At 69.0% G+C, this 14,930-nt stretch carries 13 protein-coding genes and 2 pseudogenes; 5 read left to right on the top strand and 10 right to left on the bottom strand.

Annotated elements, in window-relative coordinates; translation table 11 throughout:
- Positions 1-24 precede the first annotated feature (24 nt).
- The 7 genes and pseudogenes from ACTWQI_RS05930 to ACTWQI_RS05900 form a co-directional block, all read right to left on the bottom strand.
- Complete coding sequence (locus ACTWQI_RS05930; RefSeq protein WP_443268126.1) at positions 25-1,434, bottom strand: UDP-N-acetylmuramoyl-tripeptide--D-alanyl-D-alanine ligase; 1,410 nt, start codon at positions 1,432-1,434, stop codon at positions 25-27.
- Between the two features lie 356 nt (positions 1,435-1,790).
- Entirely contained in the window at positions 1,791-3,059 is a 1,269-nt protein-coding gene (locus tag ACTWQI_RS05925) for an MFS transporter (protein ID WP_443268124.1), read from the bottom strand.
- A gap of 157 nt (positions 3,060-3,216) precedes the next feature.
- Positions 3,217-3,954 carry a hypothetical protein gene (locus ACTWQI_RS05920; protein WP_443268122.1) on the bottom strand — a complete coding sequence of 246 codons (738 nt, stop codon included), beginning with the start codon at positions 3,952-3,954 and terminating at the stop codon, positions 3,217-3,219.
- Between the two features lie 25 nt (positions 3,955-3,979).
- Positions 3,980-4,669 (bottom strand): pentapeptide repeat-containing protein, encoded by a 690-nt coding sequence (locus ACTWQI_RS05915; RefSeq protein WP_443268120.1) that lies wholly within the window; start codon positions 4,667-4,669, stop codon positions 3,980-3,982.
- Positions 4,670-4,775: 106 nt separating this feature from the next.
- Positions 4,776-4,949 (bottom strand): annotated as a pseudogene (amcA, locus tag ACTWQI_RS05910) (multiple cyclophane-containing RiPP AmcA); the annotation flags it as partial.
- Positions 4,946-6,103 carry a radical SAM protein gene (locus ACTWQI_RS05905; protein WP_443268119.1) on the bottom strand — a complete coding sequence of 386 codons (1,158 nt, stop codon included), beginning with the start codon at positions 6,101-6,103 and terminating at the stop codon, positions 4,946-4,948. The pseudogene amcA and the gene ACTWQI_RS05905, both read right to left, overlap by 4 nt.
- 184 nt (positions 6,104-6,287) lie before the next feature.
- Positions 6,288-6,866 carry an ATP-binding protein gene (locus tag ACTWQI_RS05900; protein WP_443268117.1) on the bottom strand — a complete coding sequence of 193 codons (579 nt, stop codon included), beginning with the start codon at positions 6,864-6,866 and terminating at the stop codon, positions 6,288-6,290.
- Between the two features lie 267 nt (positions 6,867-7,133).
- On the opposite strand from ACTWQI_RS05900, the gene ACTWQI_RS05895 reads away from it, so the two are divergent.
- Together ACTWQI_RS05895 and ACTWQI_RS05890 are read left to right on the top strand one after the other, a co-directional pair.
- Positions 7,134-7,907, top strand: coding sequence for an aminotransferase class IV family protein (locus ACTWQI_RS05895; protein WP_443268115.1), 774 nt, complete (start codon positions 7,134-7,136; stop codon positions 7,905-7,907).
- A 79-nt stretch (positions 7,908-7,986) separates the two neighbouring features.
- Positions 7,987-8,889 (top strand): SUMF1/EgtB/PvdO family nonheme iron enzyme, encoded by a 903-nt coding sequence (locus ACTWQI_RS05890; protein ID WP_443268113.1) that lies wholly within the window; start codon positions 7,987-7,989, stop codon positions 8,887-8,889.
- Between the two features lie 571 nt (positions 8,890-9,460).
- Here ACTWQI_RS05890 and ACTWQI_RS05885 read toward each other — a convergent pair.
- The gene (locus ACTWQI_RS05885; protein WP_443268112.1) at positions 9,461-10,498 is read right to left on the bottom strand and encodes a TerC family protein; all 1,038 of its coding nucleotides are present in this window, start codon (positions 10,496-10,498) and stop codon (positions 9,461-9,463) included.
- A gap of 492 nt (positions 10,499-10,990) precedes the next feature.
- On the opposite strand from ACTWQI_RS05885, the gene ACTWQI_RS05880 reads away from it, so the two are divergent.
- Complete coding sequence (locus tag ACTWQI_RS05880) at positions 10,991-11,629, top strand: carbonic anhydrase (protein ID WP_443268110.1); 639 nt, start codon at positions 10,991-10,993, stop codon at positions 11,627-11,629.
- A gap of 20 nt (positions 11,630-11,649) precedes the next feature.
- Here ACTWQI_RS05880 and ACTWQI_RS05875 read toward each other — a convergent pair whose 3' ends face one another.
- Positions 11,650-11,775 carry a hypothetical protein gene (locus ACTWQI_RS05875; RefSeq protein WP_443268108.1) on the bottom strand — a complete coding sequence of 42 codons (126 nt, stop codon included), beginning with the start codon at positions 11,773-11,775 and terminating at the stop codon, positions 11,650-11,652.
- Positions 11,717-11,928, bottom strand: a pseudogene (locus ACTWQI_RS05870) (IS630 family transposase); the annotation flags it as partial. The gene ACTWQI_RS05875 and the pseudogene ACTWQI_RS05870, both read right to left, overlap by 59 nt.
- Before the next feature lie 860 nt (positions 11,929-12,788).
- Here ACTWQI_RS05870 and ACTWQI_RS05865 point away from each other — a divergent pair.
- Together ACTWQI_RS05865 and ACTWQI_RS05860 are read left to right on the top strand one after the other, a co-directional pair.
- Complete coding sequence (locus ACTWQI_RS05865; RefSeq protein ID WP_443268106.1) at positions 12,789-13,370, top strand: carbonic anhydrase; 582 nt, start codon at positions 12,789-12,791, stop codon at positions 13,368-13,370.
- Between the two features lie 17 nt (positions 13,371-13,387).
- A complete protein-coding gene (locus ACTWQI_RS05860; protein ID WP_443268104.1) occupies positions 13,388-14,842 on the top strand; it encodes a SulP family inorganic anion transporter in 1,455 nt (484 codons plus the stop codon).
- Positions 14,843-14,930: the final 88 nt, after the last annotated feature.

The following is a 14,930-nucleotide window of genomic DNA, read 5'->3' as shown; positions in this document are numbered from 1 at the left end:
GCCGCGCTCGCCAACCCGCCCCAGTCACGCTACGTGATCGTGCGCATCGACGCCGGCACCGTCGCCGGCCCGGGCGACCTTCTCCGCGAGGGTCTGCAGATCGGCGTCGCGGGAGGCTTTCACCAGCACCACGTGGCCGGGCCGCAGCCGCTGCCGCAGCTCGGCGAAGGCGGCGTCCTGGTCCGCGACGCGGACGGCGTCGACCCCGCCGTGCCGGGCTGCCTGCTCGATGCACCGGGCTTCCGTGCGGCCGACGGTGATCAGGTGCGCGATACCGAGCTCGGCTACCAACTCGCCGAGCCGGGCGTGCTCGCGCTCGCTGTCAGCTCCCAGCTCCCGCATCTCGCCCAGCACGGCGACGGCCCGCCGGCCGCGGGACATGGCGGCCAGGGCCATGAGGGCGGCGCGCATGGAGTCGGGGTTGGCGTTGTACGCGTCGTTGACCACGGTCACCCCGTCGGGGCGCTCGGTCACCTCCATCCGCCACCGGGACGCGGGGCGGGCGGTAGAAAGCCGGACGGCGAGCTGGTCGACGCTCAGGCCCGCCTCCCGGCCGATGGCGGCGGCGGTCAGCGCGTTGGCCACGTGGTGCTCGCCGACCAGGTGCAGCGCGACGTCGGCGCGGCCCTCGGGGGTGACCAGCTTGAAGCGGGCGCGGCCCTTGTCGTCGAGCTCGACGTGCTCGGCCCGGATGTGCGCCTGGAGGTCGCGGCCGGTCAGCACGACGTGTGCCCGGGTGCGCGAGGCCATCGCGCGCACGGCCGCATCCTCCACGTTGAGGACGGCGAGCCCTTCGGGCCGCAGGTCCTCGACCAGCTCGCCCTTGGCCTGGGCGATGGCATCCCTGCTGCCGAATTCGCCCAGGTGGGCGGTACCGACGTTGAGTACGGCGGCGACGTCGAGTGGGACCATGCCGGTCAGCTGCCGCAGGTGGCCGATACCGCGAGCGCCCATCTCCAGCACCAGGAACCGGGTCGCCTCGTCCGCGCGGGAGACGGTCTCCGGGGTGCCGATCTCGGAGTTGTGGCTGCCGATCGTGGCGACCGTGGGCCCGGCGGCGGCGAGCACGTGGGCGGTCAGGTCCTTGGTGCTGGTCTTGCCGCTGCTGCCCGTGATCCCGATGAACCGCGCCGTCAGGCGGGCGGCCAGGTGCGAGGCGAGGGCGCCGGCTGCGGCCAGGACGTCGTCGACGACGACAGCCGGCACGCCGACCGGCCTCGTGGCGAGAACCAGTGCGCTGCCGCCCTTCACGGCATCGGCGGCAAAGTCGTGCCCGTCGACGCGCTCGCCGGCCAGCGCGAGGAAGATCCCACCCAATCGGACGTCGCGCGAGTCGTAGTCCATCCCCGCTGTGACCTGCATGTCCGCGTCGTCGGCGTCGTGCAGCGTGCCGCCGACGACGTCGGCGATCTGAGCGAAGGTCATGGGGACCACTGGTGGTACTCCTCGATGGCGCGCGGAACCTGGCTACCAGGAACGCTACCGCCGTCCCAGGCCAGTCCAGTGACAGCGCGTCCGCCTTGAGTGGCGCCGTCACCTGCATGCAACGGACGTGCCGGCTAATACTGCAACCGCATCTGCGTGACGATCTCCGTTGGCGCTCATGCTCGCCTGATCGGCGTTCACGCGGGACTTCGGACGGGTTGCGGAAGTTGAGGAATCAGAGCCAACTCACATGGCGTCAAAGATTTTGACAGTAACCCCGGTTCTCTGGTCCGTTCCTAGCCGCCCCCCATCATCGAGGACGACGCCGTCGAGTTCACGGCCTGAGCATCACGCTGAGCTACTTGTCACTCGGTTCGCCGTTCGTAAACGGCACAATCAGTGGCCGGGCGGCGGGCGACGGCCAGCAGACCGGCCAGGGCGAGGGCCATCCACGCCGCGAGATAGCCGAACGCGGCCGTTGGGGAGACGGTGCTCCACAGCACGCCCGCGACGGTGGAGGCGGTGAGGTTGCCCAGCGACTGGACGGTGGCGAGCAGCCCGAACGCCGAGCCACGCAGGTCAGCCGGGGCGAGCGCGGCCACCGCGGAGTGCTGGGCGGTCTCCACCGCCCCGATCCCCACCCCGGCCAGCACGAACGGCACCGCCAGTACAGCCACGACGGCGCCGGTCACGGCGAACATCCCGTACGCCGCGGCGAACGCGGCGACGCCACCGGCCAGCACCAGGACCGGGCCACGGGCGCCGAGCCGGTCCGCCAACCGCCCGGCCGGCACCGAAGCGATGGTGGCCGCGATGTTGTAGGCGGTATACAGGCCCAGCGCGATGGTGGTCGCGGCCTGCATGCCGCGCGAGGGAGCTAGCAAGTCCGTGGCCCGCAGGATCAGCAGGGTGGCGGCGACGTTGCCGACCTCGAACGCCGCGACGGCGGCCATTAGCCTGCCCAAGTCGCCCCGCAGCACGGGCCGGATACGGATCTTCAGCGGGACTTTGTCCCGGCTGGCCGGCCTTGGCGTGTGCCGGATCGCGTAGACGATCGCCCCGGCTGCCAGCAGCCCGGGGATCACTGACAATCCGATCGCCCACTGCACACCCACGGTGGCGACCAGGGCGAGCGCGAGCAGCGGCCCGAAGATCGCACCGAGGTTGTCCATCATCCGCTCGAACCCGTACGCCCGCCCGTACGCCTTCGCCGGCACGATGTCCGCCAACAGCGCGTTGCGGGCCGGTACGCGCAGGCCGCGGGCGGTCCACGCGGCGGCCCGCAGCACGCCAACCTGCCACACCGCGGTGGCGCCAGCAGTCGCGGCTCCGAGCACGGCGGTGGTGGCGTAGCCACCGACGGCGACCTTCCGGCGGCGGGCCGGATCGTCGGCGAGCACGCCGCCGCCGAAACGGGCCGCCCCCGCCAGCGCGTCAGAAACGCCCTCGATCGTGCCGAGGACGGCGGCGGGGGCTCCAAGAGTGGAGGTCAGTAGCGACGGCAGCAGGGCGGTCGGGATCTCGTGCCCGACATCGGCGAGGAAGCTCGCGGAGCCGATCCCCCGCACCCCCGGCGTCAGCCACCGCGCCTCATCGAGGGCGGTCTGATCGGAGGGCGGCGCGGTCTCGGTCATGCCGGGCAGTCTGCCCAGCACCGAGGCGGGCAGGCAGTGGGGGATCCGACGATTCGGTCAGCCGACGGTCGACCGTTTCCACGACCGCTAGCTCCCACATGCGGTGCGTCGTGAAGGCAGCCGCTGCTGAACGGTCCCGGGGGCGGCTGCCGTACGTCTACACCAGGGAGCCAAGGACTCGTCGTGGCCATCGGCCGAGCCAGAAGGCTGCCGTGGAGAGCTGTGGCTGGTCGTCGGTTGATCCCTCGTGGGGTAGCAGCTCGGTGGGGGCGATGTAGCCGTCGCCTGGTTCCAGGCGGATTCGCTGGCAGTGCAGGGGGCGGCCTTCGGCGACGTAGCGGCGTACGTCGTCGGTGGGGGGACACCGGTCGGCATGGTTGGGGCCTGGGTGGAGGGTGCGGGATATGGATTGGATGGTTAGGTGTGCGAGGAGGAGGTAGCGGGTTCCGGGGCCGAGGTTGATGCACAAGCGGCGGCGGGACAGGCTTCTGGTGGCGTTGGGCAGTCGGTCCCAGTTGTCGACGTGCAGGCCGATGCGTCGGTTGCTGGCCGGGTTGATGGTTGTGGTGAGCATCTTGGGTGCGCTGGCTGCGCGGCCGAGGTAGTCGGTGCGGTTGGATGCCTGTGGGGTGAGCCCGGTTGCCACGTAGATGATCTGTTCAGGCGTGAGGTGCTCGTTGTCTGGGAGTTTCACCAGTTCGACGAGTGTGCTGGCGAGGGTCTCCTCGTTGGGGCGGAGCCGCTCTGCGAGATCGGGGTCGAGCGGCTGCCAGTCTCCGGCGGGGATGACGGCTCCGTCTTCGTAGTGGGGGTTATCGTCGGCGGTCCGTACGGGGGCTACTTCGCAGCGTTGCCGTAGCGCGGCGTAGTCCTTGAAGGCGATGTGCAGGTTCATGCCGGGCCATCCCTCCCGCGAGTACTTACTGCTCGTCGTCGAGGTCTTCGCCGAAGGTGATGTCCAGCTCGGCGGTGAGCGCCTCAGCGAGCTGGGTCTGCTGGGCCCGGTCGATGATGACCTTGTTCAGCATGGCGATGCCGCGCAGCGTGGAGAGGTCGTTGCCGCGCAGGTCGCAGTCCTGGTACGTGCCGTGCCCGAACTCGGTGAGGCGCAGAACGCAGTCGTCGAAGATGGCGCGGCTCAGGTCGCAGCTGGTGAAGCTGGCTTCGGTGAGGGCGCACTTGGAGAAGACCACGGGGCCGGCGACCCGGACGCGGTCGAAGGTGGCGTAGTCCAACTTGCAGTTCTCGAACAGGACGTTGTCCAGGGTGAGGCCGGTCAGGTTGGCCCCCATGAGCTTGCAGGCGCGGAAGACGGTCCGGGAGAGCTTGCTGTCCGTCCACTGAGCTGAGCCGAGATTGCTGTCCTTGAATTCGACGGAGTCGATGCGTACGTCGTGGAGGTGCGTGCGCTGGGCGTGCAGGTGGGTCACGCGGCCTGTGATGAGGTGGGCGCTGGTCAGGTCAAGGTCGCGTACGTCGGCGTCGGCGTAAGTGAAGTCCTGGACGGTGCCCCGGCCGCTTTCGAGTGAGGCGACGTTGGACAGGTAGATACCGGGCTCGCTGAGGCTGGGCAGGGTCACGGTGGAGCGGCCGAAGGTGCGGGTTTCCATGCGATCCATCCTGGTTGGCAGGGTCTGGCTGATGGTTGGTGGCGCGCCCGTCCGGTGAGGTGGGGCGCGCCACCGGCTGGTATGTGGAGATCGACTTCTTGTTCCAGTTGTCCCAGGTCGGCTGGTTGTCCCAGGGCTGGGCCGGGCCCTGGTTCCAGTTGTCCCACGTGGGCCTGTTGTCCCACGGGCCGCCCATGGACATGCCCGGCTGCGTGATTGGGTTGATCAGTTCGGTGATGGCCGGAGCGCCGATAGCGGCGAGCTGTTCCAGAAGGGTCATGCGGCTGCTTCCTTTCTGACGGTGTCGGACAGGGCCATGACCAGGGCTTGTTGGGAGACGCGGCAGTAGTTCGTCTCAGTTGTGGCCAGGCTGCCGTTCTCGAAGTAGCGATTTGCCTGCCTGCGCTCCCCGGCAGAAGTCGAAGAACTCGCAGGTGGCCTCGCACTGGTCCAGGCCGGTGAGGAATTCCCGTACGTAGCGCAGTCGATGCGCGCGCTCCAGCATGGCGGCGATGGACTGCTCGCATACGTTTCCGGCCCAGAAGTCGTCGTAGGCCGGGTCGGTGGTGCCGGCCAGCTCGGGCGAGAGCAGCCCACCTCACCAGCTGCGGAGATGGTGGGGATGGGGTCCAGGCGGCGGGCGTCCCACTGGTCACGGTGACCGCTGCGCACCGTGCGGAGGTAGTCGCCGAGACGGTCCAGCTCCCGTATGGCCGGGCCGCCTGGGTGGCGGCGCTTCCATGCGATGGCGTGCTGCCAGAACTCGATGGCCTGATCGCGCGACGGGGGTTGCCGGTTGGTGTTGATGCCTTCGGTTTCCTCGATGTTCAGGCCCACCGTGTCGCAGCCGAGGTCGGCGAAGAAGTCCAGCAGCGCCTCGGGCTGGTCGATGCTCTGCTGGCTGACCACGGCGATGACGGAGAAGGCGATGTTCCGCTCGCGCAGCCGCTGGATGCCCTTCATGATCCGGGCGAAGGCGGACCGGCCGTGGCGGTCCACCCGCTGAGTGGCCAGGGTGGCAGGGCCGTCGATGCTCACCCCGACCCGGAACCCGTACGCACTGAGGATGTCGCACCAGGCGTCGGTGAGGAGGGTGGCGTTGGTCTGCACATAGTGGCGCAGCAGCCTGGCCTTGCGCAGCTGCTCGAAGGGCGCGACCAGCTCGGTGAACCGGCGTATGCCCAGGGCCAGAGGCTCGCCCGCGTGCCAGACCACACCCAGAGGCTGGCCGGCTTTGGCATCGATCAGGTCCGCGGCCGAGTGGGCCACGGCGGAGGCGACCTCGACCGTCATGTGGTTCTTCTGGTCGCGTGCTGGGAGGTAGCAGTAGCGGCAGTCCAGGTTGCAGAAGCTGGTCGGCTGGAGGACGAGCGTCTGAGGCCGGGCGGCGATACGCCTGGCATACCGGGTGGCTCCGTCGGTCACCTGAACCATGGCGGTGGTCTCCTTCGGGATCGGCTTCGGGACGCCTTAGCAGGGGGTGTTGTGGTCGAGCGGCCCCGCCGTCGGAGCAGAGCTCGGGACTCACCGGTCATCCAGTCCTTGTACGGCGGCGGGGCGCTCGGAGTGGCCTTGCGCTGCGGGGAGGTGATCAGCGTCGGCCACTCGTTCATGGGGTTCACGCAAGCTGCACGGACGTGTGCGGCTGCCTGATGGCGCGCGACGCCACTCGCAGCCCTCGCAGGCCGTCGAGGGCGCGGGCCAGGAGGAGGGGCGGTGGCTGCTTCTCGCCAGGGTCGGAGGAAGGGCGGTCTGTGATCGGGCCGAGCGATAGCTCGGCCCAGACGACCTTCCCCGGCCGCGGTGTCGGGTGGTAGTAGCCCCATCTGGTGCTCATGCAGCCGACCAGGAACAGGCCCCGTCCGTTCTCGGCCGCCTCGCCGACGGTCTTGACCACAGGCGGGCGACGGTCGTTGTCCTGAACCATCAGCAGCAGGCGCCAGGCGTCCAGCCGCAGCGTCACAGTGACGGTGCGGACCGTGGACAGCAGTGAGTCCGAGGAGGTGTTCCTGTCCGGCTTCGGGTGCCGTATCGCGTTGGTGGTCAGTTCGGACACCAGAAGCCGCGCTGTTTCGACGAGGTCGGGTGCGACCTGCCAGTGGCGCAGGACATCGACGGCGTGCCGCCGGGCCGAGGCCACGGCGTTGGGGGTGTCGGCCAGCGCCAGCTGGCTGATGCCGGGGCGTGCTTGTGACACGGGTGCCTCCCAGGTTGGGACTGGGGGTGGTGACAGTCGGCTGGTTCTCCGTTACGACCCTCATGACCGGCGAGCACGTGTGCTGCTCAGGACGGTCCACGAGCGGGGCCGGTGACGTCGCAAACGGTGTGTGACTAGGCTGGCGCCGTACGTGATGCCGCCGGTACGTCCTCACACTGCCCCGGCCCTGAACTTTCACCGAACTTCGCGGCTTGGGTGGGCCGATCTGCTCCATTGCGTCAGCCGGTAGGTGCGAAGCTGGGACGCATGGCGGAACTGAACGGCAAGCCGATCAGCCTGGACGAGCTCCAGGCGCTGGCCCTGACCAACTACGGGCACTTCACTTCGATGCGCGTGGACAACGGCAAGGTCCGCGGCCTGTCGTTGCACCTCGACCGGCTGGTCCGAGACTGCCGGGCCGTCTTCGGCGTCGACCTCGACGTCGAGCGCGTCCGGGAGTTCGCCCGCCGCGCCATGCCCGCCGGCGGGTCCAGGGTCGTACGGGTGACCATCTTCGACCCGTCTTTGGACATGGGGCACATAGGGTCTGACGCCCATCCCCAGGTGCTCGTAACCACACGCCCGGCCGGCCACCTCCCGCTGCCGCCGCTGCGAGTCCGCTGCGTCGTCTACACCCGTGACATGCCTGAAGTGAAGAGCGTCGGCCTGTTCGGCTCGCTGCGGCACCGACGCGAGTCCCAGCGGGCGGGCTTCGACGATGCACTGTTCGTCGACGAGCAGTCCGTCATCTCCGAAGGCGGCACCTGGAACATCGGCTTCATCAAGGGCGAGCAGGTCATCTGGCCGGACGCGGAGTGCTTGGTCGGCACCACCATGGAACTGCTCCAACAGGTCCACGACCACACCAGTGCCTCGGTGAAACTGTCCGACGTCGCAAGCTTCGACGCGGCATTCGCCACCAACGCCGCCATCGGCGTGCGGGTGATCAGCGGTCTGGACGAGCTCACACTGCCCCAGACCCACCCGCTGAACGACCTGCTGCGCAAGGAGTACACCAAATTGCCCGGCGACGATCTCTAGCCATCGGCAGCCGCAGTGGATGGAGGAGACTGACTGAGGGGGGATGTAGCCGGTAGCGACCGTAGAACGGTGGACCGGAGTGGAAGTCCGGGCGCTACGGCAGGCGAAACGGATGAGCATCGAGGCATTCGCCGCCCACCTGGGGGTGAGCGACCGGATGGTCTCCAAGTGGGAGGCCAAGGGCGACGCGATCCAGCCCCGCCCGGTCAACCAGGCCGCCCTCGATACGTCGCTGGCCGTCTCCAGCCCAGAGGTCCATGAACGATTCGTCAGCCTCACCACCTCGCTGACGACCGTTCTCCCCGACCAACGGGCAGACGGCGCCTCAGGGTTGCCCAAGCAGCACCAGATCAGGCATCCAGGCGACGGCAAACAGATGGCCCTCGTAGGGGCCGGGATCTTCCTGTGCGGGCCGGGAAACACGCCCGTCTGGCTGCCGGGCTACTACATCGACGTCTTCCCGGTGACGAACTCGGACTACTCGCGCTTCGTCGCAGCCACCAGTCACCGGCCCCCACAGCACTGGCCGAAGGGCAGATGCCCGGACAGCCTGTACGACCACCCGGTCGTGTTCGTCACCTGGCATGACGCCAGTGCCTACGCAGCATGGGCAGGCAAGGAACTCCCCACCAGCCAGCAGTGGGAGAAAGCAGCCCGAGGACCGCTCGGAGACGTGTACCCGTGGGGCAACCAGCCCACCCCGGCCAAGTGCAACAGCCGGGAGTCCGGCATCGGGAAGACCACGCCGGTCAGCCACTATCACAGCGGCGTCAGCCCGTACGGCGTCTACGACCTGTGCGGCAATACCTGGGAATGGAGCTCCACCCAGTCCGAACCAGACCGCTACGAACTCAAGGCAGGCGCCTTCACCAGCCCGTTCTCCCGCGCGACCCCCTCAGCCTTCAACGACGCCAGCGCCCAGATGATGGACGACGACACAGGCTTCCGCTGCTGTACACCAGCCGAAGGCATTCCGTCGTAGGGGAGCACGGCTGAAAACACCACGGGTGCTCAGGCTGTCGACCGCGCGAAACATCCTGAGAGGTACGGCGACACCGATGAGTGGTGATCACCATTTAGCAGGACCTGTCGAAGGCCCGACCAGAAGCCTGGCCGGGCCTTCGAAGGGTAGGTCCCCGTGGGAACTCTTCCGTCCCAGGTCGTCAGCGACACAGCGACTCGTTGGGCCAGCCCGTCTCAGCTGCCCTACAACCGCACCCGAACTCTTGGTTGCCGGGAGCGCGGTCCGGCGCGATGTATGCCCGTGCCGTCCAGCCGGGGTGGGGGGTGAGGGCTGGACGGCACGGGCGTGGGCGGGAACCATCTCGGATGCAACGACTGAGCGCGTGCCAGCGTGCGGGCCTGCATCGGTCAGCGCATCCGGTCGCCTCCCGGCCTCAGACCGCAACATCATTCGGATGATTGCCCGCATGGGCACCTGACCCAGGGCGGACCTCACCCGGATGCGCGTCCCTGGATGGAGAGTCCAGGTACGGTTATGGCCCATCCTCGTGGTCAGGACGGGTGGTGGGCGCCCGGGAGCCGTGCCAGGGTCAGTCGCCGGTCGGTCGCCCCGGCTCGGGAGAGCGGTTCGGGGGTTCGCCCGTCGGCCGGTGGCTGTGCAGCGCTCCCGCGTGCGCGGTCACCGTTGGATCGCGGCGGGTCTTCGCCAGGCTTGTGACGGTCACGACGAGCAGCACGGCGGCGATTACCAGCAGGCTCACCGGGGTTGAAATCTCCGGCACCGCCTGGTCGATGTCCTCGTGGGCCCAGTGGAGGATCAGCTTGACCCCGATGAAGCCCAGGATGAGCGCCAGCCCGGTCGACAGGTATACCAGCCGGTCCAGTAGGCCCTTGACCAGGAAGTACAGGGCGCGCAGGCCGAGGAGCGCGAAGGCGTTGGCGACGAAGACGATGTACGGCTCCTCGGTGACGCCGAAGACCGCGGGGATGGAGTCGAGCGCGAACAGCAGGTCGATGCTGCCGATGGCGAGTAGGACGAGGAACAGCGGGGTGACCATGCGGCGGCCGTCGAGCCGGGTGAAGATCCGCCCGTCCACGTACTCGTCCCGGATCGGCAGGATCCGGCGGGCGGTGCGTACCACGGCGTTGTCCTCGACGTCCGGGTCCTCGTTGCGGTGCCGGTACAGCTGCACGGCGGTGTAGATCAGCAGCAGCCCGAACAGCAGGAAGACGAAGGAGAACAGCGACAGCAGCGTCGCGCCGAGGGCGATGAAGACGGCGCGCATGACGAGGGCGAGCGCGATGCCGAAGGTCAGCACCTTGTGCTGGTGCTCCTCCGGTACGGCGAAGGTCGTCATGATGATGACGAAGACGAACAGGTTGTCGACCGAGAGGCTCTTCTCGACGAGGTAGCCGGCGAAGTACTCGGTGCCGAAGTCGCCCCCGTGCCGAGCCGCGAACCACACGCCGAACAGGACCGCGACCAGCACGTAGAAAACGGACCAGGCGGTGGCCTCACGGAATCCGACGCGGTGCGGGCGGGCGGCGGCCAGGACCAGGTCCACGGCGAGCAGCGCGACGATCAGGGCGATCGTGGCGCCCCAGGTCAGCCCATCAAGTTCGAGCACCGCTCACCTCCGGCCTGCACGCTACGTCAGAGATACGACCCACGCGCGGAGCGCCCTACCGCCGTCCGGTCGGCGCGTCGCACCGGGCACGCCGACGGCGGACGGCCAGGAGGGGACCACGAAGACCATCAGGTCCGGGACGTGGGTGGGATGGTCGTCCACCGGCGGTCAACACAAGGAAGTGAGCCCGTCAAGACCCCCGTTCGGCGGGCGCCGTGATCGCGACGGCGTCGTTGTGGACTGTGTGGCGGTGCACGGTGAACAGCGCGTCTACGGCAGGCCGCCGGACGCTGCGCAGGTGCCCGCTGACGATTGGCCCTACCGGGGTGCCCCGGTTCGCCGCGCGCTGAGGCTGCGCCTTGAAGCCGCCGCCGCCCGGCGCCTGGGGATACCCAGCGACACGACGACGCTCAGCCCCCGGCCGACGCACCCGCACCTCCTTTGGCGGACCCCCGCGCAGTAGCGAGCTGGGCCTGGTCGTAACCTGCGACCATGACTGACGCCCAGCTCCCGACTCCGTCTGAAGCCTTCGAGCTGCTGCTGGCCGGCAACCAGCGTTTCGTCGCGGGCGCGCCACAGCACCCGAACCAGGACGCCGCGCGCCGCGCCGAGACCGCCCCCGGCCAGCGCCCGTTCGCCGTTCTCTTCGGCTGCTCCGACTCACGCCTGGCCGCCGAGATCATCTTCGACCGGGGCCTGGGTGACCTGTTCGTGGTCCGCACCGCAGGCCACGTGGCGGGGCCGGAGGTGCTCGGCAGCATCGAGTACGCCGTGAGCGTGCTGGAATGCCCGCTGGTCGTGGTCCTCGGCCACGACTCGTGCGGCGCGGTCGCGGCCACCCGCGCCGCCCTTGCCGACGGCCTCGGCAGCACCACCGGGTACGTACGTGATGTCATCGAGCGCGTCACGCCCAGCGTCCTGGCCGCCCGTGCCGCCGGGCTCACAACGGACGACGACATCATCGCCGAGCACATCCGGCACACTGTAGACCTCCTCCTGGACCGCTCCCGGGTGCTCGCCGACCAGGTCACCACCGGACAGACGGCCGTGGTGGGCCTTTCCTACCGGCTGGCCGACGGCAGCGCCCGACTCGTCACGGCCCGGGGTCTGCCGAGCGAAGCGGCTGCCTAGGGACCGGGCGCCTGAACGGTTCACCGGCCGACGACGACCAGGGCGATGTCGTCGCTCCCTTCGCTCGGCACTCGACTCCACAGTGGGTCGAAAGGAGACGCCTTCTTCGCGGAGGCGGTTGCGCAGGCCCTCTTGGCTGATGTCATCGACGACCCCCTCGGCCATCAGGAAGTCGGCCAGCTTGGCCCGGCTGCAGGTTGAGAACGGCAAGCCGTGCTCGGTCGGCTTCGACTTGGCGATCTTCTTGATCTCACGGCGCTCGGGCAGGTGAAGGTCCTGGGCGGTCTGCCCTTGTACTTGGAAGCCGAGGCCCTGCTGCTCATCGTGCCCGCGGACCGGCTCGGCGATGGTGGAGTAGCGGTCCCTGGCCTCGGACTTGCCCTTCGACGAGCTGTTCAGCGTGGAGATGCTGAAGGGCAGCTAAGGCACGAGGACTTCAGGAGTTCTTCTAGCTCACCGCGTTGACCCGGGCCGCGAGGCGGCTCGTCGATCGGCTAGCCGATCAACACCACCGGGTCAAGAGCCAGTTCACGCCATCTAACCCGCGCCTTTCGGGCTCTCTCCAGCTCGAAACGTTGAGTTAACCCGGCACGCAACCTCGTCGGGTTAACGTGTTTCTTGACCAGCCATTGACTAACATTTGGCACGCGCAAGAGGTGTGAACTGCCTGGAGGGGTGCATGTTCCGAGGTGCGACGGCCCGGACCGTGCTTGCGGTTCTCGCCGCCGTCCTGCTCGCCCTCCCATTCTCATCACCCGCGGCGCCCTTCGCACTGGCGCACGCGGCCCGTCATGCTGAGGCCGAACCCCAGTCCGGAATCGAACCCTCTGGGACAACGCTGCACGAGGCCGTCACCTATCACGATGTCGGCTACTTCGGCGGCCCAGCCCGGCCCTTGCGCACCCTCGACCAGCATCGCGCTGCCGCAGACTCCGCGCCCCAGCCTTCCGAGCGCCCCCTGCTGGCGGCGCAGGTTCCGGCCGCCGCGGAGATAACGGTCGCGCCCCGTACAGGGCACCTCCGCTCGTCGAGATCCTCAACAGCCCACGTTCCGGCCGCACTCCAGGTCTTCCGCTGCTGACAGCGGACCAGTTTCCCCCCCACATTTGTCCTGCCCGTCCGACGCGCCCGCACGGCGCGCCAGGAGGAATCACCACGCATGCAGCCCCTCATCGACAACGCCCGCACGTTCGGACAGCGCCCTGAGGAGTTCGCCAAGCTCGCCGAGGGCCAGTCCCCGCAGGTCCTGTTCATCACCTGTTCCGACTCCCGGATCGTACCGGCCCTGATCACGGGCGCCCGGCCCGGCGAGCTGTTCGAGCTGCGCACCGCGGGCAACATCGTCCCCCCGTACGCCTCCGAGCGCCCCACCTCCGAGGCCGCCACCATCGAGTACGCCGTGGAGGTGCTCGGCGTTGAGGACATCGTCGTGTGCGGCCACTCGCACTGCGGTGCCGTCGGTGCGCTGGTGCGCGGTGACGACCTCGACGCCGTCCCCGCCGTCCGCGACTGGCTCGCGCATGCCGCGGACAAGCCGGCGTCAGCCGACCCGGGCGACCCTGTGGTCGCCGCGGCCGTGCAGCACCACGTGCTTGCCCAGCTGCTCCGCCTGCGCTCCTACCCCTGTGTGGAGAAGGGGTTGGCTGAGGGGCGGCTGCGGGTGCGCGGCTGGTACTACGAGGTGCACACCGGGGCCGTGCGGGAACACCGCGCGGAGTCTGACAAGTTCGAGACGCTCTGAGGGGACTGGTGACCGCCATGTCCAAGTTCCCTCATCTGCGGCAGGACTTCGCCGCCTCCATCGTCGTCTTCCTGGTCGCCGTGCCGCTATGCGTCGGTGTGGCGGTCGCCTCCGGTGTCCCGGCAGAGCTCGGGCTCGTCACCGGCATCGTGGGCGGCATCGTCACCGGGCTCATGCCCGGCAGCAGCCTCCAGGTGTCCGGGCCCGCAGCGGGCCTGACCGTGCTGGTCTTCGAGGCCGTCCGCGAGTTCGGGGTGTCCACCCTCGGCGTCATCGTGCTGATCGCCGGACTGCTCCAGCTCGCCATGGGCTTCCTCAAGGTGGGCCACTGGTTCCGGGCGATATCCGTCTCCGTCGTCGAGGGCATGCTCTGCGGCATCGGTCTAGTGATCATCGCCGGCCAGATCTACGCGGCTTCGGGCCTGAAGGCCCCGGAGACCGGTATCGGCAAGCTCGTGGGGCTCCCGGGGGCGTTCGTCGACGCCCTGGGCAACAGTGAGGCTCTGGCCTCGCTCGCGATCGGCGCGGGCACCATCGCCGTCATCGTGCTGTGGAAGAAGATGCCGAAGAAGGCGCAGGCCGTGCCCGGCGCCCTCGCGGCGGTCATGCTGGCCACGGTCGCCACGCTCGCCTTCAGCCTGCCGGTCGCCACGGTCGAGGTGGAGGGGCTGCTCGGCGTCATCCAGCCGCCCGGGTCCGAAGCCTTCGGTGAGCTGGCCAACCCGGCCATCTGGGGCACCATCATCGCGTTCGCGCTGATCGCCTCGGCGGAAAGCCTGTTCAGCGCGGCGGCCGTGGACCGGCTGCACGACGGTCCGCGCACCCAGTACAACAAGGAGATGATCGCCCAGGGCGCGGGCAACACGGTGTGCGGTCTGCTCGGCGCGCTGCCGATGACCGCGGTGATCGTGCGCAGCTCCGCCAACGTCAACGCGGGCGCGAAGACCAAGGCGTCGCGTGTGCTGCACGGCGTGTGGCTGCTGCTGTTCGCCGCCGCGCTGCCGTCCGCCCTGGCGCTGATCCCGATTCCCGCCCTGGCAGGCATCCTCGTGCACGCGGGCTGGAAGCTGATCCCGTTCCGGCAGATCGTGCCGCTGTGGCGGGCGCACCGCGGTGAGGCGCTGATCCTGGTGGTCACGGCCGTGGCGATCGTCGCGGTGAACATGTTCGAGGGCGTGCTGATCGGTCTGGCGCTGTCCGTCGCCAAGACCGCCTGGGAAGCCTCCCACGTCAAACTCGAGGTCATCGACAAGGGCGCTGGCCCCATCCAGGCGTACCTGTCAGGCAACGCGACCTTCCTGCGCCTGCCGAAGATCCTCGACAGCCTGGAAGCGCTGCCCCAGGACCGGCCGATCGAGCTGGACCTATCCGGGCTGCACCACCTGGACCACGCATGCCGCACGGCGCTGGAGAACTGGGCCGACCGGCACAGCGCGGCCGACACCGAACCGGTGAAGGTCACGACGCCGTAGGCAACCGCCTCGTCCGGGTCCGGGGCCAGGTCCTGTTGTCCCATTCCCCTCGCCCGCCCGACGGGCGGGCGAGGGGAATCGTCGGGGC

This window comes from Streptomyces sp. KR80 (genome assembly GCF_052245555.1).
In the GTDB taxonomy this organism is placed as follows: Bacteria; Actinomycetota; Actinomycetes; order Streptomycetales; family Streptomycetaceae; genus Streptomyces.
This window is presented reverse-complemented; position numbering and strand designations above follow the sequence as displayed.

Bases quoted from the DNA above. Each gene is read 5' to 3' on its own strand.
- ACTWQI_RS05895 (WP_443268115.1), top strand. From the start codon at position 7,134: ATGGCGGAACTGAACGGCAAGCCGATCAGCCTGGACGAGCTCCAGGCG.
- ACTWQI_RS05915 (WP_443268120.1), bottom strand. From the start codon at position 4,669: ATGGAAACCCGCACCTTCGGCCGCTCCACCGTGACCCTGCCCAGCCTC.
- ACTWQI_RS05920 (WP_443268122.1), bottom strand. From the start codon at position 3,954: ATGAACCTGCACATCGCCTTCAAGGACTACGCCGCGCTACGGCAACGC.
- ACTWQI_RS05880 (WP_443268110.1), top strand. From the start codon at position 10,991: ATGACTGACGCCCAGCTCCCGACTCCGTCTGAAGCCTTCGAGCTGCTG.
- ACTWQI_RS05875 (WP_443268108.1), bottom strand. From the start codon at position 11,775: ATGACATCAGCCAAGAGGGCCTGCGCAACCGCCTCCGCGAAGAAGGCG.
- ACTWQI_RS05925 (WP_443268124.1), bottom strand. From the start codon at position 3,059: ATGACCGAGACCGCGCCGCCCTCCGATCAGACCGCCCTCGATGAGGCG.
- ACTWQI_RS05865 (WP_443268106.1), top strand. From the start codon at position 12,789: ATGCAGCCCCTCATCGACAACGCCCGCACGTTCGGACAGCGCCCTGAG.
- ACTWQI_RS05860 (WP_443268104.1), top strand. From the start codon at position 13,388: ATGTCCAAGTTCCCTCATCTGCGGCAGGACTTCGCCGCCTCCATCGTC.
- ACTWQI_RS05905 (WP_443268119.1), bottom strand. From the start codon at position 6,103: ATGGTTCAGGTGACCGACGGAGCCACCCGGTATGCCAGGCGTATCGCC.